The sequence below is a fragment of the Nocardioides daedukensis genome, from assembly GCF_013408415.1.
In the GTDB taxonomy this organism is placed as follows: domain Bacteria; phylum Actinomycetota; class Actinomycetes; order Propionibacteriales; family Nocardioidaceae; genus Nocardioides; species Nocardioides daedukensis.
The window spans coordinates 3,506,522-3,519,892 of the sequence record NZ_JACCAA010000001.1 but is presented as its reverse complement, the minus strand read 5'-3'; the positions used below and the strand labels follow the sequence as shown (position 1 = coordinate 3,519,892).

Sequence of the window (13,371 nt, the reverse complement as noted above, 5' to 3'; positions counted from 1 at the left end):
AGTCACGGGCCGATCAGTCGACCGGCTGCTCCATGCTCAGCGGATCGCGCTCGTCCTGCTTGCGCACGGTGGTCCGCAGCTCGGTCACCGGCATGAACCAGATGGCGACCAGGCTGATCACCGAGATCACGCCCGCGACCACGAAGATGTAGCCCGTGCTGTCGCCGTAGGCGTGGCGCACGATGGTCAGGAACGGCTCCTGGAGCGAGTCCAGGTCCAGGTTCCCGCCACCGGTGGCGTTCTCCGGAACCGGGAGCCCCTCGGCGGTGAGGCCGGTGGCGATGTGGTCGCTGACCCGGTTGGTCAGGATCGCGCCGAGCACGGCGATCCCGACGGTGCCGCCCAGTGAGCGGAAGAAGCTGACCACTCCGCTGGCAGCGCCGATGTCGCGGACGTCCACGGTGTTCTGGACGACCAGGACGAGGTTCTGCATCAGGGTGCCCTGGCCGATCCCCATCATCACCATGGAGACGCTCAGGTGCCAGATCGGGGTCTCGTGGTCGGTCGGCCCCATCAGCACCAGCCCGGCGATCAGGATCACCGTGCCGATGAGCATGTAGGGCTTCCAGATGCCGGTGCGCGTGATCAGCTGTCCCGACACGGTCGCGCCGATCATGCTGCCCAGGATCAGCGGCAGCATCAGCAGTCCGGCCTCGGTCGGGCTGAAGCCCTGTGCCACCTGGAAGAACTGGCTGAGGAAGACCGACGTACCGAACTGGGCGATGCCGACCGCGATGCTGGCGACGATGGCCAGGATGGTGGTCCGCTCGAGCAGGATCTTCGGCGGGATCAGCGGTTCGGCGTGGTTGCGCTCGACGAAGACCAGGGCCACGACGGCCAGGGCGGCGGGGACGAGGAAGTACGCCGTCTCCACCGACGCCCAGTCGAAGCGCTGGCCGGCGAACGAGACCCACACCAGCGGGAGGCTGGCCGCGATCGTGATCAGCAGGGCGCCCCACCAGTCGATGTGCACCTCGCGGCGCACGCTCTCCAGGTGCAGGAACTTCTGCAGGACCGCCAGGCCCATCAGCGAGATCGGGACGGCTGCCCAGAAGCACCAGCGCCAGCCGACGGTGTCGACCAGGAGGCCACCGATCAGCGGTCCGGACACGGTCGCGACGGCCATCACCGAGGCCATGTATCCGCTGTAGCGGCCGCGTTCACGCGGCGGGATGATCGAGCCCATGATCGCCTGGGCAAGGGCGAGCAGGCCTCCGACGCCCAGGCCCTGCAGGCTTCGGGCGGCGAGCAGCTGCGGCACGTCCTGGGCGAAGCCCGCGGCCAGCGAGCCGAGCAGGAAGACGACGCCGGAGATCTGGACGAGCAGCTTCTTGTCGAACAGGTCGGCCAGCTTCGACCAGATCGGGCTGGAGACGGTCATCGCCAGCAGGGTGGTGGTGACCACCCAGGTGTACTGCGTCTGGTTCCCGCGCAGGTCGCCGATGATCGTCGGCAGCGCGGTGCTGACGATGGTCGAGCTCACCATGGCGACGAAGAGCATCGCCAGCAGGCCGGCGAGGACCTCCAGGATCTCCTTGTGCGACAGGTTGGGCTCGTCGTGGACGGGCTGGCTCATGCGTCTTCCTTAGTGTTCGTGTGTCGACCCGCGTCGCGTCCCAATGAGGGAGCGATGTGGTCGGAGATCTCGTTGAGCAGCGCTGCTGCGGTGCGGGCTCGCTCGTCGGTCCAGTCGGTGAAGTGCTCCTGCATGCCGAGCACGTAGGCGGCACGCATGGCAGCGAGTCGTTCACCGCCCAGCTCGGTCATCACGATGAGCTCGGCACGGCCGTCCTCGGGGTCGCGACGGCGACTGATCAGCTGCTCGTCGTCGAGGTTGGCCAGCTGCCGGCTGATCACCGAGGGGCCCACTCCGAGCCGGTCGGCGATGGTTCCCGGCCGGCACTCCCCCAGCTCGTCGACGAGCTTGAGGATCGTCACGTCCGAGCGCTTGAGCCCGCCGGGCAGCTGCACCCACAGGCCCTGGGTGGAGCGCAGGGTGCGGGTGAGTCGGAAGAGGCTGGCCGCGAACTCCTCGAACGCCGCGTCATGCTCGAACTGTTTGCCCATGTCAACGATTATGAATCAATTGATTTCATCAAGCAACTATTGGGCGCGGTGATCTGGCCCACCCGAGTGAGCTGCGGGCTGGGACAGGCGAGGACTGGGGGCGGGGCTCAGTGAGCCAGGCCCAGCTCCTCCATCCGCAGCGCGTGCCGCTCGGTCAACCGGTTGAACATCCGGCCGAGCGCGGCAAGGTCCATCCCGGGCCGGTCCACTCCCCCGGCGAGCAGCGCCGAGAGCGCATCGTGGTCGGCGGCAACACGTTGGGCCTGGGTGAGCGCCTCACCCATCAGCCGGCGACCCCACAGCGCCAACGGACCACCGACGCGGGGGTCCTCCGCGATCGCGCTGCGCACCCGGTCCACCACGAACTGGCTGTGCGTCGCGTTGTCGAGCGAGTCGAGGATCAGCTCTCGGGTGTCGACGTCGATGAACGCCGCGATCTCCGCATAGAAGTCGCGGGCCAGCCCGTCTCCGACGTACGCCTTGACCAGGCCCTCGAGCCAGTTCGACGGCGCGGTGTGCTCGTGGAAGGAGTCGAGTGCCTTGCTGAACGGCGCCATCGCCTCGAACGGGTCGGCACCCAGCTCCTCGAGCCGGTCGCGGAGCTTGTTGACGTTGGTCAGTTCGGCACTCGCCATCGTCGCCAGCGCCACCTTGTCGGCCAGGTCCGGAGCAAGCTTGGCATCCTCGGCCAGCCGCTCGAACGCGGCGATCTCGCCGTAGGCGATGACTCCGAGCAGGTCCACCACCGCAGCGCGGTACGACGGATCGGAGAACGCGACGCCCTCGGCGGCGGGTGAGGATTCAGTCATGTCTGCAGCGTACCGATAGACTTGAGGTCATTGCGTGGCGCGACCCGAGTTGCGCCCCCGTCTCGGCCCAGTCGCCGGACCCATCCGAGCAGACCAGAGCCGATCGCATGTGCGCGGCAGATCCTTCCCAGAAGTCGGCCGCACAGACCTACTCATGGAAGCGAAATCGCACGTGACCACCACCTTCAGAGAGCTCGGCGTACTGCCCGAGATCTGCGACGCGCTCGAGCGCGCCGGCATCGTCAACCCGTTCCCGATCCAGGAGATGACCCTCTCGGTCGCCCTGATGGGAACCGACCTGATCGGCCAGGCCCGCACCGGCACAGGCAAGACCCTCGCCTTCGGCATCCCGGTGCTCCAGCGCTCCGTGGCCGCCCACGACCCCGACTACGTCGAGCTGCCCCAGGGCAAGCCGCAGGCGCTGATCGTGGCCCCGACCCGTGAGCTCGCGCTCCAGGTCTCCAAGGACCTCCAGCTCGCCGGCAAGGACCGCGGCATCCGCGTCCTCACCGTCTATGGCGGCGTCGGCTACGAGCCGCAGCTCGAGGCCCTCGAGACCGGTGTCGACGTGGTCGTCGGCACCCCAGGTCGCCTGATCGACCTGGCCAACCGCAGGGCCCTCGACCTGAGCCACTGCAAGTCCGTGGTCCTCGACGAGGCCGACGAGATGCTCGACCTCGGCTTCCTCCCCGACGTGGAGAAGCTCCTCTCGAAGACCCCCGAGACCCGTCAGACGATGCTCTTCTCGGCCACGATGCCGGCCGCGATCATCGCCCTGGCCCGCACCCACATGCGGCACCCGATGAACATCCGAGCCGAGTCCTCGGCCGACAACCAGACCGTCCCAGCCACGGCCCAGTTCATCTACCAGGCCCACGACCTCGACAAGCCCGAGATCATCGGCCGGGTCCTCCAGGCCGACGACGCCGACAAGGTCATCGTCTTCACCCGCACCAAGCGCCAGGCGCAGCGGATCGCCGATGACCTCTCCGAGCGCGGGTTCAACGCCAGCCCGCTGCACGGCGACATGGCCCAGGTCGCTCGCGAGAAGGCGCTGACCCGCTTCCGCGAGGACAAGATCAAGGTGCTGGTCGCCACCGACGTCGCGGCTCGCGGCATCGACGTCGCCGGCGTCTCCCACGTCATCAACTACACCTGCCCCGAGGACGACAAGACCTACGTGCACCGGATCGGCCGCACCGGCCGCGCCGGCGCCACCGGTGTCGCGATCACCTTCGTGGACTGGGCCGACCTGACCCGCTGGAAGGTCATCAACAAGACCCTGGAGCTGCCCTTCGAGGAGCCCCAGGAGACCTACTCGACCTCCGAGCACCTCTACACCGACCTGGGCATCGCGCCGGGCACCAAGGGTCGGATCAAGGACCCGGAGCCGCAGGCACCGCGCGCCGACAGCGGCCGCGGTGGCCGCAGCGGTGACCGTGGTGGTCGTGGTGGCCAGGGCGGTCGCTCGGACCGGGCCGCCTCCACCGAGACCAGCGGCGAGAAGTCGGGACAGAAGAGCAACCGGAACCGCCGTCGGCGCCGGACCCGCAGCGGCGAGCAGGTTGCCGCGGCGAGCACGGAGAAGCCCACCCAGAAGGCAACCTCCGGGGAGTGATCCCGCGGGCCCGAGTAGCCCCCTGATTCGGCCAGTACGCCGATCCGCAGCTGCGGGTCGGCGTACTGCCATTTGGGGACCGGTCTGCACTTGCCGTGTGCCCTGCCGATCCGCGTTGACCCCGTGGGGTCAGCTCAGATGACGACGACCTTGGTGCCGATCGGGGCGAACTTCCACAGCTCGCGCGCGTCGTCGCTGGCCTGTCGGATGCAGCCGTGCGAGCGCGCGGTGCCCAGCTGGGCCTCACTCTGGACGGCCTTGCCCTTGTTGACCGGGATGTCGTGGAACCCGATGGCTGCGTTGCGACCGTGGGCGAACCGGACGAACCACTTCATCGTGCCGGAGTCGTCGATGCCGGTTGCGCGCTCGGAGCGGGAGAAGACCTGATAGCTGCCCTTGGCCAGGTTGTCGGTGACGCTGCCGGAGACCGGATAGGTCCGGGCCACCTGGTTCTTCGGGGTGATCAGCCAGACCCGCTGGGACTCCTGGCTGAACACGATCCGCCGCCCGGTGCCCGAGCGTTGCGGCGCGAGGTTGACCGGCGGATCGAGCACCACCGGATCCGCAATCCGCTTCTCTGCAGCGGCAGGGGCCTGCTCGGCCTGTGTCTGCTGCTCGGCGCTGGCCGGGTCCCCGCCCACGGTGCTCGGGATCAGGCCGACCCCGCCCAGTGCGGCGACCAGCGTGATCGCGAGCGCAGCGCCGAGCGCGGCCACCCGGCCATAGCGAGGCCGCGTGGGTTCGAGCCGATGGCGACTCATCGCACGATCACTTCTTCTTGCGCTTCACCAGGTTCGCCGCGACCTCGCGATAGGCCATCGCGCCCTTGTTGCTCTTGTTCGTGGCGAGGATCGACCGGCCGGCGGCAGGCGCCTCGGCGAACTTGATGGTCTTCGGAATCGGCGGCTCGATGACGTCGAGCTCATAGGTCTCCGAGATGGTCTCGAGGACGGTGCGCGAGTGGTTGGTCCGGCCGTCGAAGAGCGTGGGCAGGACGCCCCAGACCTTCAGCTTGCGGTTGGTGAACTTGCGGACGTCATGCACCGTGTCGAGCAGCTGCCCGACACCACGGTGCGACAGGGTCTCGCACTGCAGCGGGATGAGTACGCCGTCGGCCGCGGTCAGACCGGCAACCGTGAGCACACCCAGCGACGGCGGGCAGTCCAGCAGCACCCAGTCGTAGTGGATGCCGGCCTCCTCGAGGTCCTCGATCGCACCCTTGATCACGTGCTCGCGTCCCGTGCGGGTGAGCAGGTCGGCCTCGGCGCGGGCCAGCTCGATCGTCGCGGGCATCAGGTCCACGCCGTCCTCGGTCTCGATGATGACCTCGCTCGGGGCGAGTCCCTTGGTCAGCACGTGGTGCACCGAGAACTCGAGGTCCTCCGGGTCGATGCCGAGCGAGAAGGTCAGGCACGCCTGGGGGTCGAGGTCGACGAGCAGCACCTTGTGGCCGAGCTCGGCCAGGGCAGCACCCAGTGAGGCGACGGTCGTCGTCTTGGCGACGCCGCCCTTCTGGTTCGCGATCGCGAGAGTTGTCGTGGTCATCGGGGTCCATCATGCCCGATCAGGTGGCCCGGTGGGACGGCACGGTCATGGCGGGACAAACGTGTCGTTCAGGGACGCAGCACACCGGGTGTCACTCGACCCGACGCCGCGGCAGCACCCTCGGCCAATCCGATCAACCGCTCGAACTGCTCGGGGTCGGTGGTGTTGCAGCCGAGGTCGTGGTTGGTCTTCCCGAGGCCGTGATAGTCGCTCGAGCCGGTCCGGACCAGGCCCAGGTTGTCGGCAATCGCAGTGAGATCCGCCCGGGCCTGCGGCGAGTGGTCCTGGTGATCGACCTCGATCCCGGACAGGCCGGCATCGCGCAGGTCGGCAAGTACGGGCTCGCCCATCCCCGCCGGATCGGTCCGTCCCCACGGGTGCGCGATCACGGTGACCCCGCCGGCGTCCGCCACGATCCCGATCATCTCGCGAAGATCGGCGGCCGTCCGGGTCACATAGGCGGGCCGGCCGGGGCTGAGGAACTCGTTGAACGCCTGGGTGCGGTCCACCACGATCCCGCGCTCGACCAGTACGTCGGCGATGTGCGGGCGCCCGGTCGCAGCCGGGTCACCGGCCAGGGCGTGGACCTCCGCCTCCTCGATCTCGATGCCGAGCTCGACCAGGCGGGCCAGGATGGCCGGCAGGCGCGCGTTGCGCCCGTCGAGGATGCCGGTGAGCGCGGCGACCAGGGGTGGGTGGTCGGGGTCGGGCAGATAGCCCAACAGGTGCACGCTCTTGCCGTTGTGCCGGGTGCTGATCTCCATGCCCCGCACCAGGGTGATGCCGGTCTCCGCTGCCGCCTGCGCCGCCTCGGCCCACCCGTCGTGGGTGTCGTGGTCGGTGAGTGCCACCACGTCGAGGCCCGACCGGACTGCGGCCCGCACCAGGTCACCAGGCGTGTCGGTGCCATCGCTGGCGCGGGAGTGGGTGTGGAGATCGATGCGCACACGGGCAGCGTAATGGAGGGGGCGCAGCGACTCCGGTGATGGCGTGGCCCTCCTGCCTCAGCAGGGTCGCTCACCAGTGCGGGGCTGGGCCTCCGAAGGCCAGCTCCAGCAGCGGTGCCCCGATCCCGGAGACGTCGGCGAGCAACCAGTCCTTGTGCAGCACCATCACCGCCGAGGCCGGTCGGACCACCAACCAGAGCCACCGTCCATGAGCCTCCCCTGCAAGCACCGACGTCTCCATCGCCTCGTGTGCGTCGTCGGTCGGGATCGCCCAGAGCGGGACCTGCTGCGAGTCCAGCCTGATCCGCACCGCGGGCCGATCGGCCTGGATCGTGGAGCCGGGATCCGAGTGCACGGTGCGCGCCACGCGGGCTCCCAGGCCGGTGCCCGCCTCCTCGCTGACCACCAGCAGCTCGACGGGGCCGTCGGCATCGGTCCAGCCTGCGACGGCGCTCATCGTCGCCCGCGGACCGTTGCTCCCGCGCACCACCCCGAAGTCCGTCACCCGCCAGTCGGCGGCCATCGGCCAGGGCAGATAGGTCGGGAAGCCGTCGGCATGGGCGAGGTGCTCGGCCAGTGCGTCGTACGACGCAACGCGTGGCCTCCACAGCGGCGCCACCTCGCCATGGGTCGGGCAGGACGGCGAACCGGCGGCCGGGATCGTCGGCGCCGGGCACCGAGGACACGTCGCCGACAGGTGCACGCCTCCCACCGTGGGCCAGGGATCAGGCAGCCGTCAAGCGTTCCACCGCAGGATCACCGGGGTCTCGCGGTGGTGTCCCAGCACGGAGATCGTGGCCGTGTCGAGGCGGAACATCCGACCAGCGGAGGCGGGCAGCCCGAGCCAGCGTGCAGCCAGCGCCGGCAACGAGTGGCCGTGCGCGAAGGCCAGGGTCCGGCCCGGAGTGGCCAGCGCGCGAGCGACCACGCGATCGAGCCTGGTGGCCACCTCCGCCTCGCTCTCCCCGCCCGGGGAGGGGTGCGTCCAGACGGTCCAACCGGGCACGGTGCGACGGATCTCCTTGGTGGTGATCCCCTCATAGTCGCCATAGGCCCACTCGACCAGGTCGTCGTCGATCTCGGCATCGCCGAAGCCCGCCAGCTCCGCGGTGTGCCGGGCCCGGATCCGCGGGCTGCTCAGCACCAGGTCGAAGTCGATGCCGCCGAGCTTCTCGGCCAGCGACCGCGCCACCTCGGTCCCGTTCTCGGTGAGCGGCAGGTCGGTGACCGAGGTGTGCTTGCCGTCGCGGCTCCACTCAGTCTCGCCATGCCGGACCAGCCACAGCTCATGCGTCATGGCGCCAGCATGGCAGAGGCGGCCCCGCCGCTGCCGGACGAGCTTGGGCCGAACCATGCACCACCGACGCCCAGCTGTGCCATGCTCCCCGGGTGCTCCCTGCTCCGCCGACGTCCGCGGCATCCGCTGCGGTCGGTGCGCGCGCCGCCGTCGCCGGCGCGTTCCTGGCCCAGGGGCTGCTCTTCATCAGCCTGACCACCCGACTGCCCGCGCTGAAGGACAAGTGGGACATCGGCGAGGCCGCCCTGTCCGGGCTGCTGCTGATGATGGTGCTGCTGGCCGGGGTCGGTTCGGTGCTTGCCGAGTCCCTGGCCAAGCGGATCCCCAGCGGGACGGTGCTGCGCGGCGGCCTCGTCGTGATCGCACTGGGCGCTGCCCTGGTCGCCGCGGCGCCCAGCTTCGCGGGATTCGTCGCCGGCCTGGCGGTGTACGGCGTCGGCCTAGGACTCGTCGATGCCGCGAGCAACATGCAGGCCGTCGCCGTCGAGCGCGTCTATGCGCGCACGATCCTGCCCTCGTTCCACGGCGCCTGGACCCTGGGCGGGCTGATCGGGGCCGGGATCACCCTCGCCGCGACCGGGCTCTACCCCGTCGTCGCCGCTGCCGTCATCCCCCTGATCGTCGCCTTCGGGCCGTTCCTGCCCCGGGCCACGGACCCGACCGCGCACGGCCCGGCGGTCGAGGTCCTCTGGCGACCGATCGTCCTGGTCGGCCTGGGCATGGTGCTCTTCTACATGGTCGACACGGCCGCGACCGCCTGGGGACCGACCTACCTGGACACCACGTTCGCCACGCCGGAGCGACTCGTCGCCCTCGCCACGTTCCCCTACCTGCTGGCCACCTTGTTGATGCGCCTGGGCGGCGACGCACTCGTCACCCGGTTCGGCCCCGTGGCCGTGCTGCGGGCCGGCGGGGTGCTGGCCGCCTTCGCGCTGGTCGTCGTGGTCGCCGCGCCGGCCTGGCAGATCGCCGTCGTGGGGTTCACCCTGCTCGGCCTCGGAGTCGCGGTGATCGCACCACTGAGCTATTCCGCAGCGGCACGGATCGCGGGCGGCCCCGAGGTGCCCGAGGAGCTCCGCCAGGCGCGGGTCGACGTCGTGATCGGCCGGTTCAACCAGTTCAACTATGTCGGCGCGCTGCTCGGCGCCGTACTGACCGGGCTGGTCGGGGCGGACTCGCTGCGGCTCGGCTTCGCCGTGCCGATGGTGCTGATCCTGGCCATCTGGCCGCTGGCCAAGCACTTCGCCCCGGTCAACGAGCCGGACGTGGTCGAGCGCTGAACGCAACGAGCCGTCACTTGTTCACCAGTCGAACGGTGAACAAGTGACGGCTCGGCGTCTGATCAGTCGGCGTGAGATCAGCCAGCGTCTGCTCAGTCGGCCTTCTGCTCGCCGGGCCAGTTCTTGTCCGGCTGCGGCACCGGGCGGCCGGGCTGCTCGCCACCTCGCGAGGTGAGGTAGTTGTCCTTGGGGACCATCACCTTGCGACGGAAGATGCACACGATCTTGCCGTCCTGGTTGTAGCCGATCGTCTCGACGTAGACGACGCCGCGGTCGTCCTTCGACTTCGACTCCCACTTGTCGAGGACCTTGGTCTCGCCATAGAGGGTGTCGCCGTGGAAGGTCGGCGCGACGTGGCGCAGCGACTCGATCTCGAGGTTGGCGATCGCCTTGCCCGAGATGTCCGGCACGGACATGCCCAGCAGGATCGAGTAGACGTAGTTGCCGACCACGACGTTCTTGCCGAACTGGGTGGTCTCCTCGGCGTAGTTGACGTCGAGGTGCAGCGGGTGGTGGTTCATGGTCAGCAGGCAGAACATGTGGTCGTCGAACTCGGTGACCGTCTTTCCTGGCCAGTGCTTGTAGGTCGCTCCGACCTCGAACTCCTCATAGCTGCGGCCGAACTGCACGACATGCTCCTCTGCTGGGACGGGGTGTGGGCACCCAGACTAGGACGCCCCTGGCGCCGTACCGCACCCCGTCTCAGCGAGATTTTCCTCTCAGCGCTGCTCAGGCACCCCCGCCGCCGGCCTTGCGGCGGTGCATCTTCGGGGCGGCTCCGCCGTCGACCTCGGACCCGTGCACCTTCTCGTGGCCCGTCGGATGTCCATCCGCATCGGTGGGGTGGCTGGCCTGGTTCTTCTTGTCGAGTGCCTCGCGCATCTTGGCCTTCAGATCGGCGTTGGCCTCACTGGCGTCGGTCATGTGATCGCCCTTCTCGAGTCGGTCGGACTTCCACCATCGCACCACCACGTGTCGTGGCCAAGGGGTTTGTTGGCAGGGAACGGGGTAGTTTGAGGTGCATGTCCCGTCCGCCGCGCCGTGCATCGGCAGTTGCCCTCGTGGCAGCCCTGATCGCCCTGAGCGGCTGCGGGGCGGACGTGTCGAAACCCGAGGCATCCATGGGTGCGAGTGCGGACCCGGACCAGTCGAGCGAGACCTCCGAGCCGCAGGACTCCTCCACCTGGTTGCCCGACCTGGACGCACTCAACAAGTCGGTCCCGAGCAACCCCGGTCCTGCAGGGGCCGCCGAGGCCGGCTCGTCGATCCGGGGCAAGGAGGTCAGCGGCACCGACTACTCCTGGACCGCTCCCCCGGGCTGGACGGACATCTCTGCCGACCTCGCCCGCGAGGACATGGCCGCGGACACCGCGATGGCCGGCCCCGAGGTCGACGGCGTGCGCGAGAACCTCACCGTGACGGTCCTCGAGGACAAGACGCTCAACGCCTACGAGAACAACGCGCATGCCGATCTTGGCTACCTCAGCGACGACATCGTGATCGGCGACCGGGTGCGCATCGACGCTCTGACGGCCGCGCACGCGAGGGCCGAGGCCAACACCGGCCGGGCCGACTTCATCTTCGACCAGTACGCCGTGCTGCACGATGGCACCATGTATGCACTGTCCTTCACGATCTCAGCCGAACGATCGCTGAGCGAGCGTCAGGGCCTGATCACCCAGGTGCTCGCATCGTGGCAGTGGAACACCGCCGACGTCCAAGGAGATCGATGAAGCGATCCGAGCACCCGTCCCACCCGACCCGGGCCAGGTTCCTTGCCCCTGCGTTGGCCCCTGCGCTGGCAGCAGTGCTCGGCCTGAGCCTGCTGGGCGCCTGCGGCGGTGACGACGAGCCCGACGCGAAGAAGTCGGCCTCGCCATCGCCCTCGGCCACCGCTGAGCCGTCCGCGAGCGAGACCGCCCTGCGCGACACCGACTTCGGCCGCCCTGCCACCGGCAAGACGGTGAAGGGCAAGGGCTACACCTATCGGATGCCCAAGGGCTGGGTGAAGGGCACGCCGCTGGCCACCGACCCCTCGATCGACTCCGTCGCGGAGGAGGCCGACGCCGATGACGGGTTCCTGGACAACATCACCGTGGCCCACCAGAAGGCCCCGGCAGGTTCGACCCTGGACGAGCTGGAGGCATCCGTGGCCTCGCAGCTCGCCAAGACCGTCCCGGATCTCGATGTCCAGCCCCGGGTGGTCCTCGACGGGGTCGAGGCGCTGCACTATCGCGGCGCCGCGAAGGTCGACTCCGTGCGCTACTTCCTGGAGGAGCTCGTCACCATCGACGACAAGGGAGCGATCACGGTGATCACCTTCTCGTTCTCCCCCGAGCTCGGCGCCACCTCACGCACCAAGCTGGTCGACAGCGTCCTCGCGTCGTGGTCCTGGCGTGCCACCAAGGCCAAGGCACCGAAGAGCTCCAGCAGCCCCTCGGCCAAGGAATCGACCACCCCCAGCTCCTGAGCCCACAACGACGAGAGGCCCGATCCCCACCGGGGATCGGGCCTCTTCGCGCTGTGGGCTCAGCCCTTCAGCTTGTAGTCCTTGAGCAGGCTGCGCCCGATGATCATCTTCTGGATGTCCGAGGTGCCCTCACCGATGAGCATGAACTTGACCTCGCGCATCAGGCGCTCGATCTCGTACTCCTTGGAGTAGCCGTAGCCACCGTGGATGCGGAAGGAGTCCTCGACGACCTCGTTGGCATATTCGGAGGCGACCATCTTGGCCATGCCGGCCTCGACGTCCATCCGCTGGCCGGTGTCCTTCAGCCGCGCGGCGCGCACCATCATCGTGTGGGCGGTCTCGACCTTGGTCGCCATCTCCGCGAGGCGGAAGAGCACTGCCTGGTGCTCGGCGATGACCTTGCCGAAGGTCTTGCGCTGCTGGGCATAGGCGATGCCGAGCTCGAAGCCGCGCCAAGCCAGGCCGCAGGCACGCGCGGCAACGTTGACCCGGCCGACCTCGACGCCGTCCATCATCTGGAAGAAGCCCTTGCCGGGCTCGCCGCCGAGGATCTGGTCCGCGGCGATCTTGTGGCCGTCCAGGATCAGCTCGGTCGTCTCGACGCCCTTGTAGCCCATCTTCTCGAGCTTGCCGGGGACGGTGACGCCCTGAGCCGTCTCGCCGAAGCCCGCTTCCTTCTCGACCAGGAAGGTGGACATGTTCTTGTAGACCGAGTCGGCACCCTCGTCGGTCTTGGTCAGCACTGCGACCAGGGTCGAGGTGCCACCGTTGGTCAGCCACATCTTCTGGCCGGTGATCGAGTAGCTGCCGTCGGTGGCCTTGGTGGCCTTGGTGGAGATCGCCGAGACGTCGGAGCCCAGGGACGGCTCGGACATCGAGAACGCGCCGCGCACCTCGCCGGTGGCCATCCGCGGAAGGTACTTCTCCTTCTGCTCCTGGGTGCCGTGGTTCATCAGCAGGTAGGCGACGATGAAGTGGGTGTTGATCACACCGGAGACGCTCATCCAGCCGCGGGCGATCTCCTCGACGACGAGCGCATAGGTCAGCAGGGACTCGCCCAGGCCGCCGAACTCCTCGGGGATCGTCAGCCCGAAGATGCCCAGCTCCTTGAGACCCTCGATGATCTCGGTGGGGTATTCATCCGCGTGCTCCAGGTCCTGGGCGACGGGGATGATCTTCTCCTCGACGAACTGCCGGACCGTCTTCAGGATCTCTTCCTGGATGTCGGTCAGGCCCTCGGTGGTGGCAAGTCGGCCCATTGAATGGTTCCTTTCCGGGTCGGCCCGCGAGGGGCCGTACGTCGTGGCGCGGCAAAGTTCCCGCGCGAACCTCGGCACG

General features: G+C 68.8%; 15 protein-coding genes. 4 read left to right on the top strand and 11 right to left on the bottom strand.

The window, feature by feature from the left end; translation table 11 throughout:
* Nucleotides 1-13: 13 nt before the first annotated feature.
* The 3 genes from BJ980_RS17145 to BJ980_RS17135 all read right to left on the bottom strand — a co-directional run bounded on the left by BJ980_RS17145 (nt 14) and on the right by BJ980_RS17135 (nt 2,876).
* A complete protein-coding gene (locus BJ980_RS17145) occupies nt 14-1,576 on the bottom strand; it encodes an MDR family MFS transporter (RefSeq protein WP_179503412.1) in 1,563 nt (520 codons plus the stop codon).
* Complete coding sequence (locus BJ980_RS17140; protein ID WP_179503411.1) at nt 1,573-2,067, bottom strand: MarR family winged helix-turn-helix transcriptional regulator; 495 nt, start codon at nt 2,065-2,067, stop codon at nt 1,573-1,575. The genes BJ980_RS17145 and BJ980_RS17140 overlap by 4 nt, the downstream gene beginning before the upstream one ends.
* A 107-nt stretch (nt 2,068-2,174) precedes the next feature.
* Entirely contained in the window at nt 2,175-2,876 is a 702-nt protein-coding gene (locus tag BJ980_RS17135) for a ferritin-like fold-containing protein (protein ID WP_179503410.1), read from the bottom strand.
* Between the two features lie 154 nt (nt 2,877-3,030).
* Between BJ980_RS17135 and BJ980_RS17130 the strand changes: the two genes are divergently transcribed.
* Entirely contained in the window at nt 3,031-4,494 is a 1,464-nt protein-coding gene (locus BJ980_RS17130) for a DEAD/DEAH box helicase (RefSeq protein ID WP_179503409.1), read from the top strand.
* A gap of 134 nt (nt 4,495-4,628) precedes the next feature.
* Here the strand turns inward: BJ980_RS17130 and BJ980_RS17125 are convergent, their stop codons facing one another.
* The 5 genes from BJ980_RS17125 to BJ980_RS17105 form a co-directional block, all read right to left on the bottom strand.
* Nucleotides 4,629-5,255 (bottom strand): L,D-transpeptidase, encoded by a 627-nt coding sequence (locus tag BJ980_RS17125; RefSeq protein ID WP_179503408.1) that lies wholly within the window; start codon nt 5,253-5,255, stop codon nt 4,629-4,631.
* A gap of 7 nt (nt 5,256-5,262) precedes the next feature.
* Entirely contained in the window at nt 5,263-6,039 is a 777-nt protein-coding gene (locus BJ980_RS17120; RefSeq protein ID WP_179503407.1) for a ParA family protein, read from the bottom strand.
* A 68-nt stretch (nt 6,040-6,107) separates the two neighbouring features.
* A complete protein-coding gene (locus tag BJ980_RS17115) occupies nt 6,108-6,986 on the bottom strand; it encodes a PHP domain-containing protein (protein ID WP_179503406.1) in 879 nt (292 codons plus the stop codon).
* Nucleotides 6,987-7,056: 70 nt separating this feature from the next.
* Nucleotides 7,057-7,689: a DUF6758 family protein gene (locus tag BJ980_RS17110; RefSeq protein WP_343047851.1), complete on the bottom strand. Its 633-nt coding sequence runs from the start codon at nt 7,687-7,689 to the stop codon at nt 7,057-7,059.
* Nucleotides 7,690-7,722: 33 nt separating this feature from the next.
* Nucleotides 7,723-8,283, bottom strand: coding sequence for a histidine phosphatase family protein (locus BJ980_RS17105; RefSeq protein WP_179503405.1), 561 nt, complete (start codon nt 8,281-8,283; stop codon nt 7,723-7,725).
* A gap of 92 nt (nt 8,284-8,375) precedes the next feature.
* Here BJ980_RS17105 and BJ980_RS17100 point away from each other — a divergent pair, with 92 nt between their 5' ends.
* Nucleotides 8,376-9,563: an MFS transporter gene (locus BJ980_RS17100; RefSeq protein WP_179503404.1), complete on the top strand. Its 1,188-nt coding sequence runs from the start codon at nt 8,376-8,378 to the stop codon at nt 9,561-9,563.
* A gap of 92 nt (nt 9,564-9,655) precedes the next feature.
* Here the strand turns inward: BJ980_RS17100 and BJ980_RS17095 are convergent, their stop codons facing one another.
* Both BJ980_RS17095 and BJ980_RS17090 read right to left on the bottom strand, forming a co-directional pair.
* Complete coding sequence (locus BJ980_RS17095; protein ID WP_179503403.1) at nt 9,656-10,192, bottom strand: MaoC/PaaZ C-terminal domain-containing protein; 537 nt, start codon at nt 10,190-10,192, stop codon at nt 9,656-9,658.
* 100 nt (nt 10,193-10,292) lie between these two features.
* On the bottom strand, nt 10,293-10,487 hold the full coding sequence (locus tag BJ980_RS17090) for a DUF5302 domain-containing protein (RefSeq protein ID WP_179503402.1): 195 nt from the start codon (nt 10,485-10,487) through the stop codon (nt 10,293-10,295).
* A 98-nt stretch (nt 10,488-10,585) separates the two neighbouring features.
* On the opposite strand from BJ980_RS17090, the gene BJ980_RS17085 reads away from it, so the two are divergent.
* Together BJ980_RS17085 and BJ980_RS17080 are read left to right on the top strand one after the other, a co-directional pair.
* The gene (locus tag BJ980_RS17085; protein ID WP_179503401.1) at nt 10,586-11,296 is read left to right on the top strand and encodes a hypothetical protein; all 711 of its coding nucleotides are present in this window, start codon (nt 10,586-10,588) and stop codon (nt 11,294-11,296) included.
* The gene (locus BJ980_RS17080; protein WP_179503400.1) at nt 11,293-12,033 is read left to right on the top strand and encodes a hypothetical protein; all 741 of its coding nucleotides are present in this window, start codon (nt 11,293-11,295) and stop codon (nt 12,031-12,033) included. Before BJ980_RS17085 ends, BJ980_RS17080 begins: the two co-directional genes overlap by 4 nt.
* Before the next feature lie 59 nt (nt 12,034-12,092).
* Here BJ980_RS17080 and BJ980_RS17075 read toward each other — a convergent pair whose 3' ends face one another.
* Nucleotides 12,093-13,292, bottom strand: coding sequence for an acyl-CoA dehydrogenase family protein (locus BJ980_RS17075; protein WP_179503399.1), 1,200 nt, complete (start codon nt 13,290-13,292; stop codon nt 12,093-12,095).
* Between the last annotated feature and the right edge of the window lie 79 nt (nt 13,293-13,371).

What these genes read in the sequence shown, in the direction of transcription:
- BJ980_RS17145 (WP_179503412.1), bottom strand. Translation starts at nt 1,576, where the DNA reads ATGAGCCAGCCCGTCCACGACGAGCCCAACCTGTCGCACAAGGAGATC.
- BJ980_RS17140 (WP_179503411.1), bottom strand. Translation starts at nt 2,067, where the DNA reads ATGGGCAAACAGTTCGAGCATGACGCGGCGTTCGAGGAGTTCGCGGCC.
- BJ980_RS17135 (WP_179503410.1), bottom strand. Translation starts at nt 2,876, where the DNA reads ATGACTGAATCCTCACCCGCCGCCGAGGGCGTCGCGTTCTCCGATCCG.
- BJ980_RS17130 (WP_179503409.1), top strand. Translation starts at nt 3,031, where the DNA reads ATGGAAGCGAAATCGCACGTGACCACCACCTTCAGAGAGCTCGGCGTA.
- BJ980_RS17125 (WP_179503408.1), bottom strand. Translation starts at nt 5,255, where the DNA reads ATGAGTCGCCATCGGCTCGAACCCACGCGGCCTCGCTATGGCCGGGTG.
- BJ980_RS17120 (WP_179503407.1), bottom strand. Translation starts at nt 6,039, where the DNA reads ATGACCACGACAACTCTCGCGATCGCGAACCAGAAGGGCGGCGTCGCC.
- BJ980_RS17105 (WP_179503405.1), bottom strand. Translation starts at nt 8,283, where the DNA reads ATGACGCATGAGCTGTGGCTGGTCCGGCATGGCGAGACTGAGTGGAGC.
- BJ980_RS17090 (WP_179503402.1), bottom strand. Translation starts at nt 10,487, where the DNA reads ATGACCGACGCCAGTGAGGCCAACGCCGATCTGAAGGCCAAGATGCGC.
- BJ980_RS17085 (WP_179503401.1), top strand. Translation starts at nt 10,586, where the DNA reads ATGTCCCGTCCGCCGCGCCGTGCATCGGCAGTTGCCCTCGTGGCAGCC.
- BJ980_RS17080 (WP_179503400.1), top strand. Translation starts at nt 11,293, where the DNA reads ATGAAGCGATCCGAGCACCCGTCCCACCCGACCCGGGCCAGGTTCCTT.
- BJ980_RS17075 (WP_179503399.1), bottom strand. Translation starts at nt 13,292, where the DNA reads ATGGGCCGACTTGCCACCACCGAGGGCCTGACCGACATCCAGGAAGAG.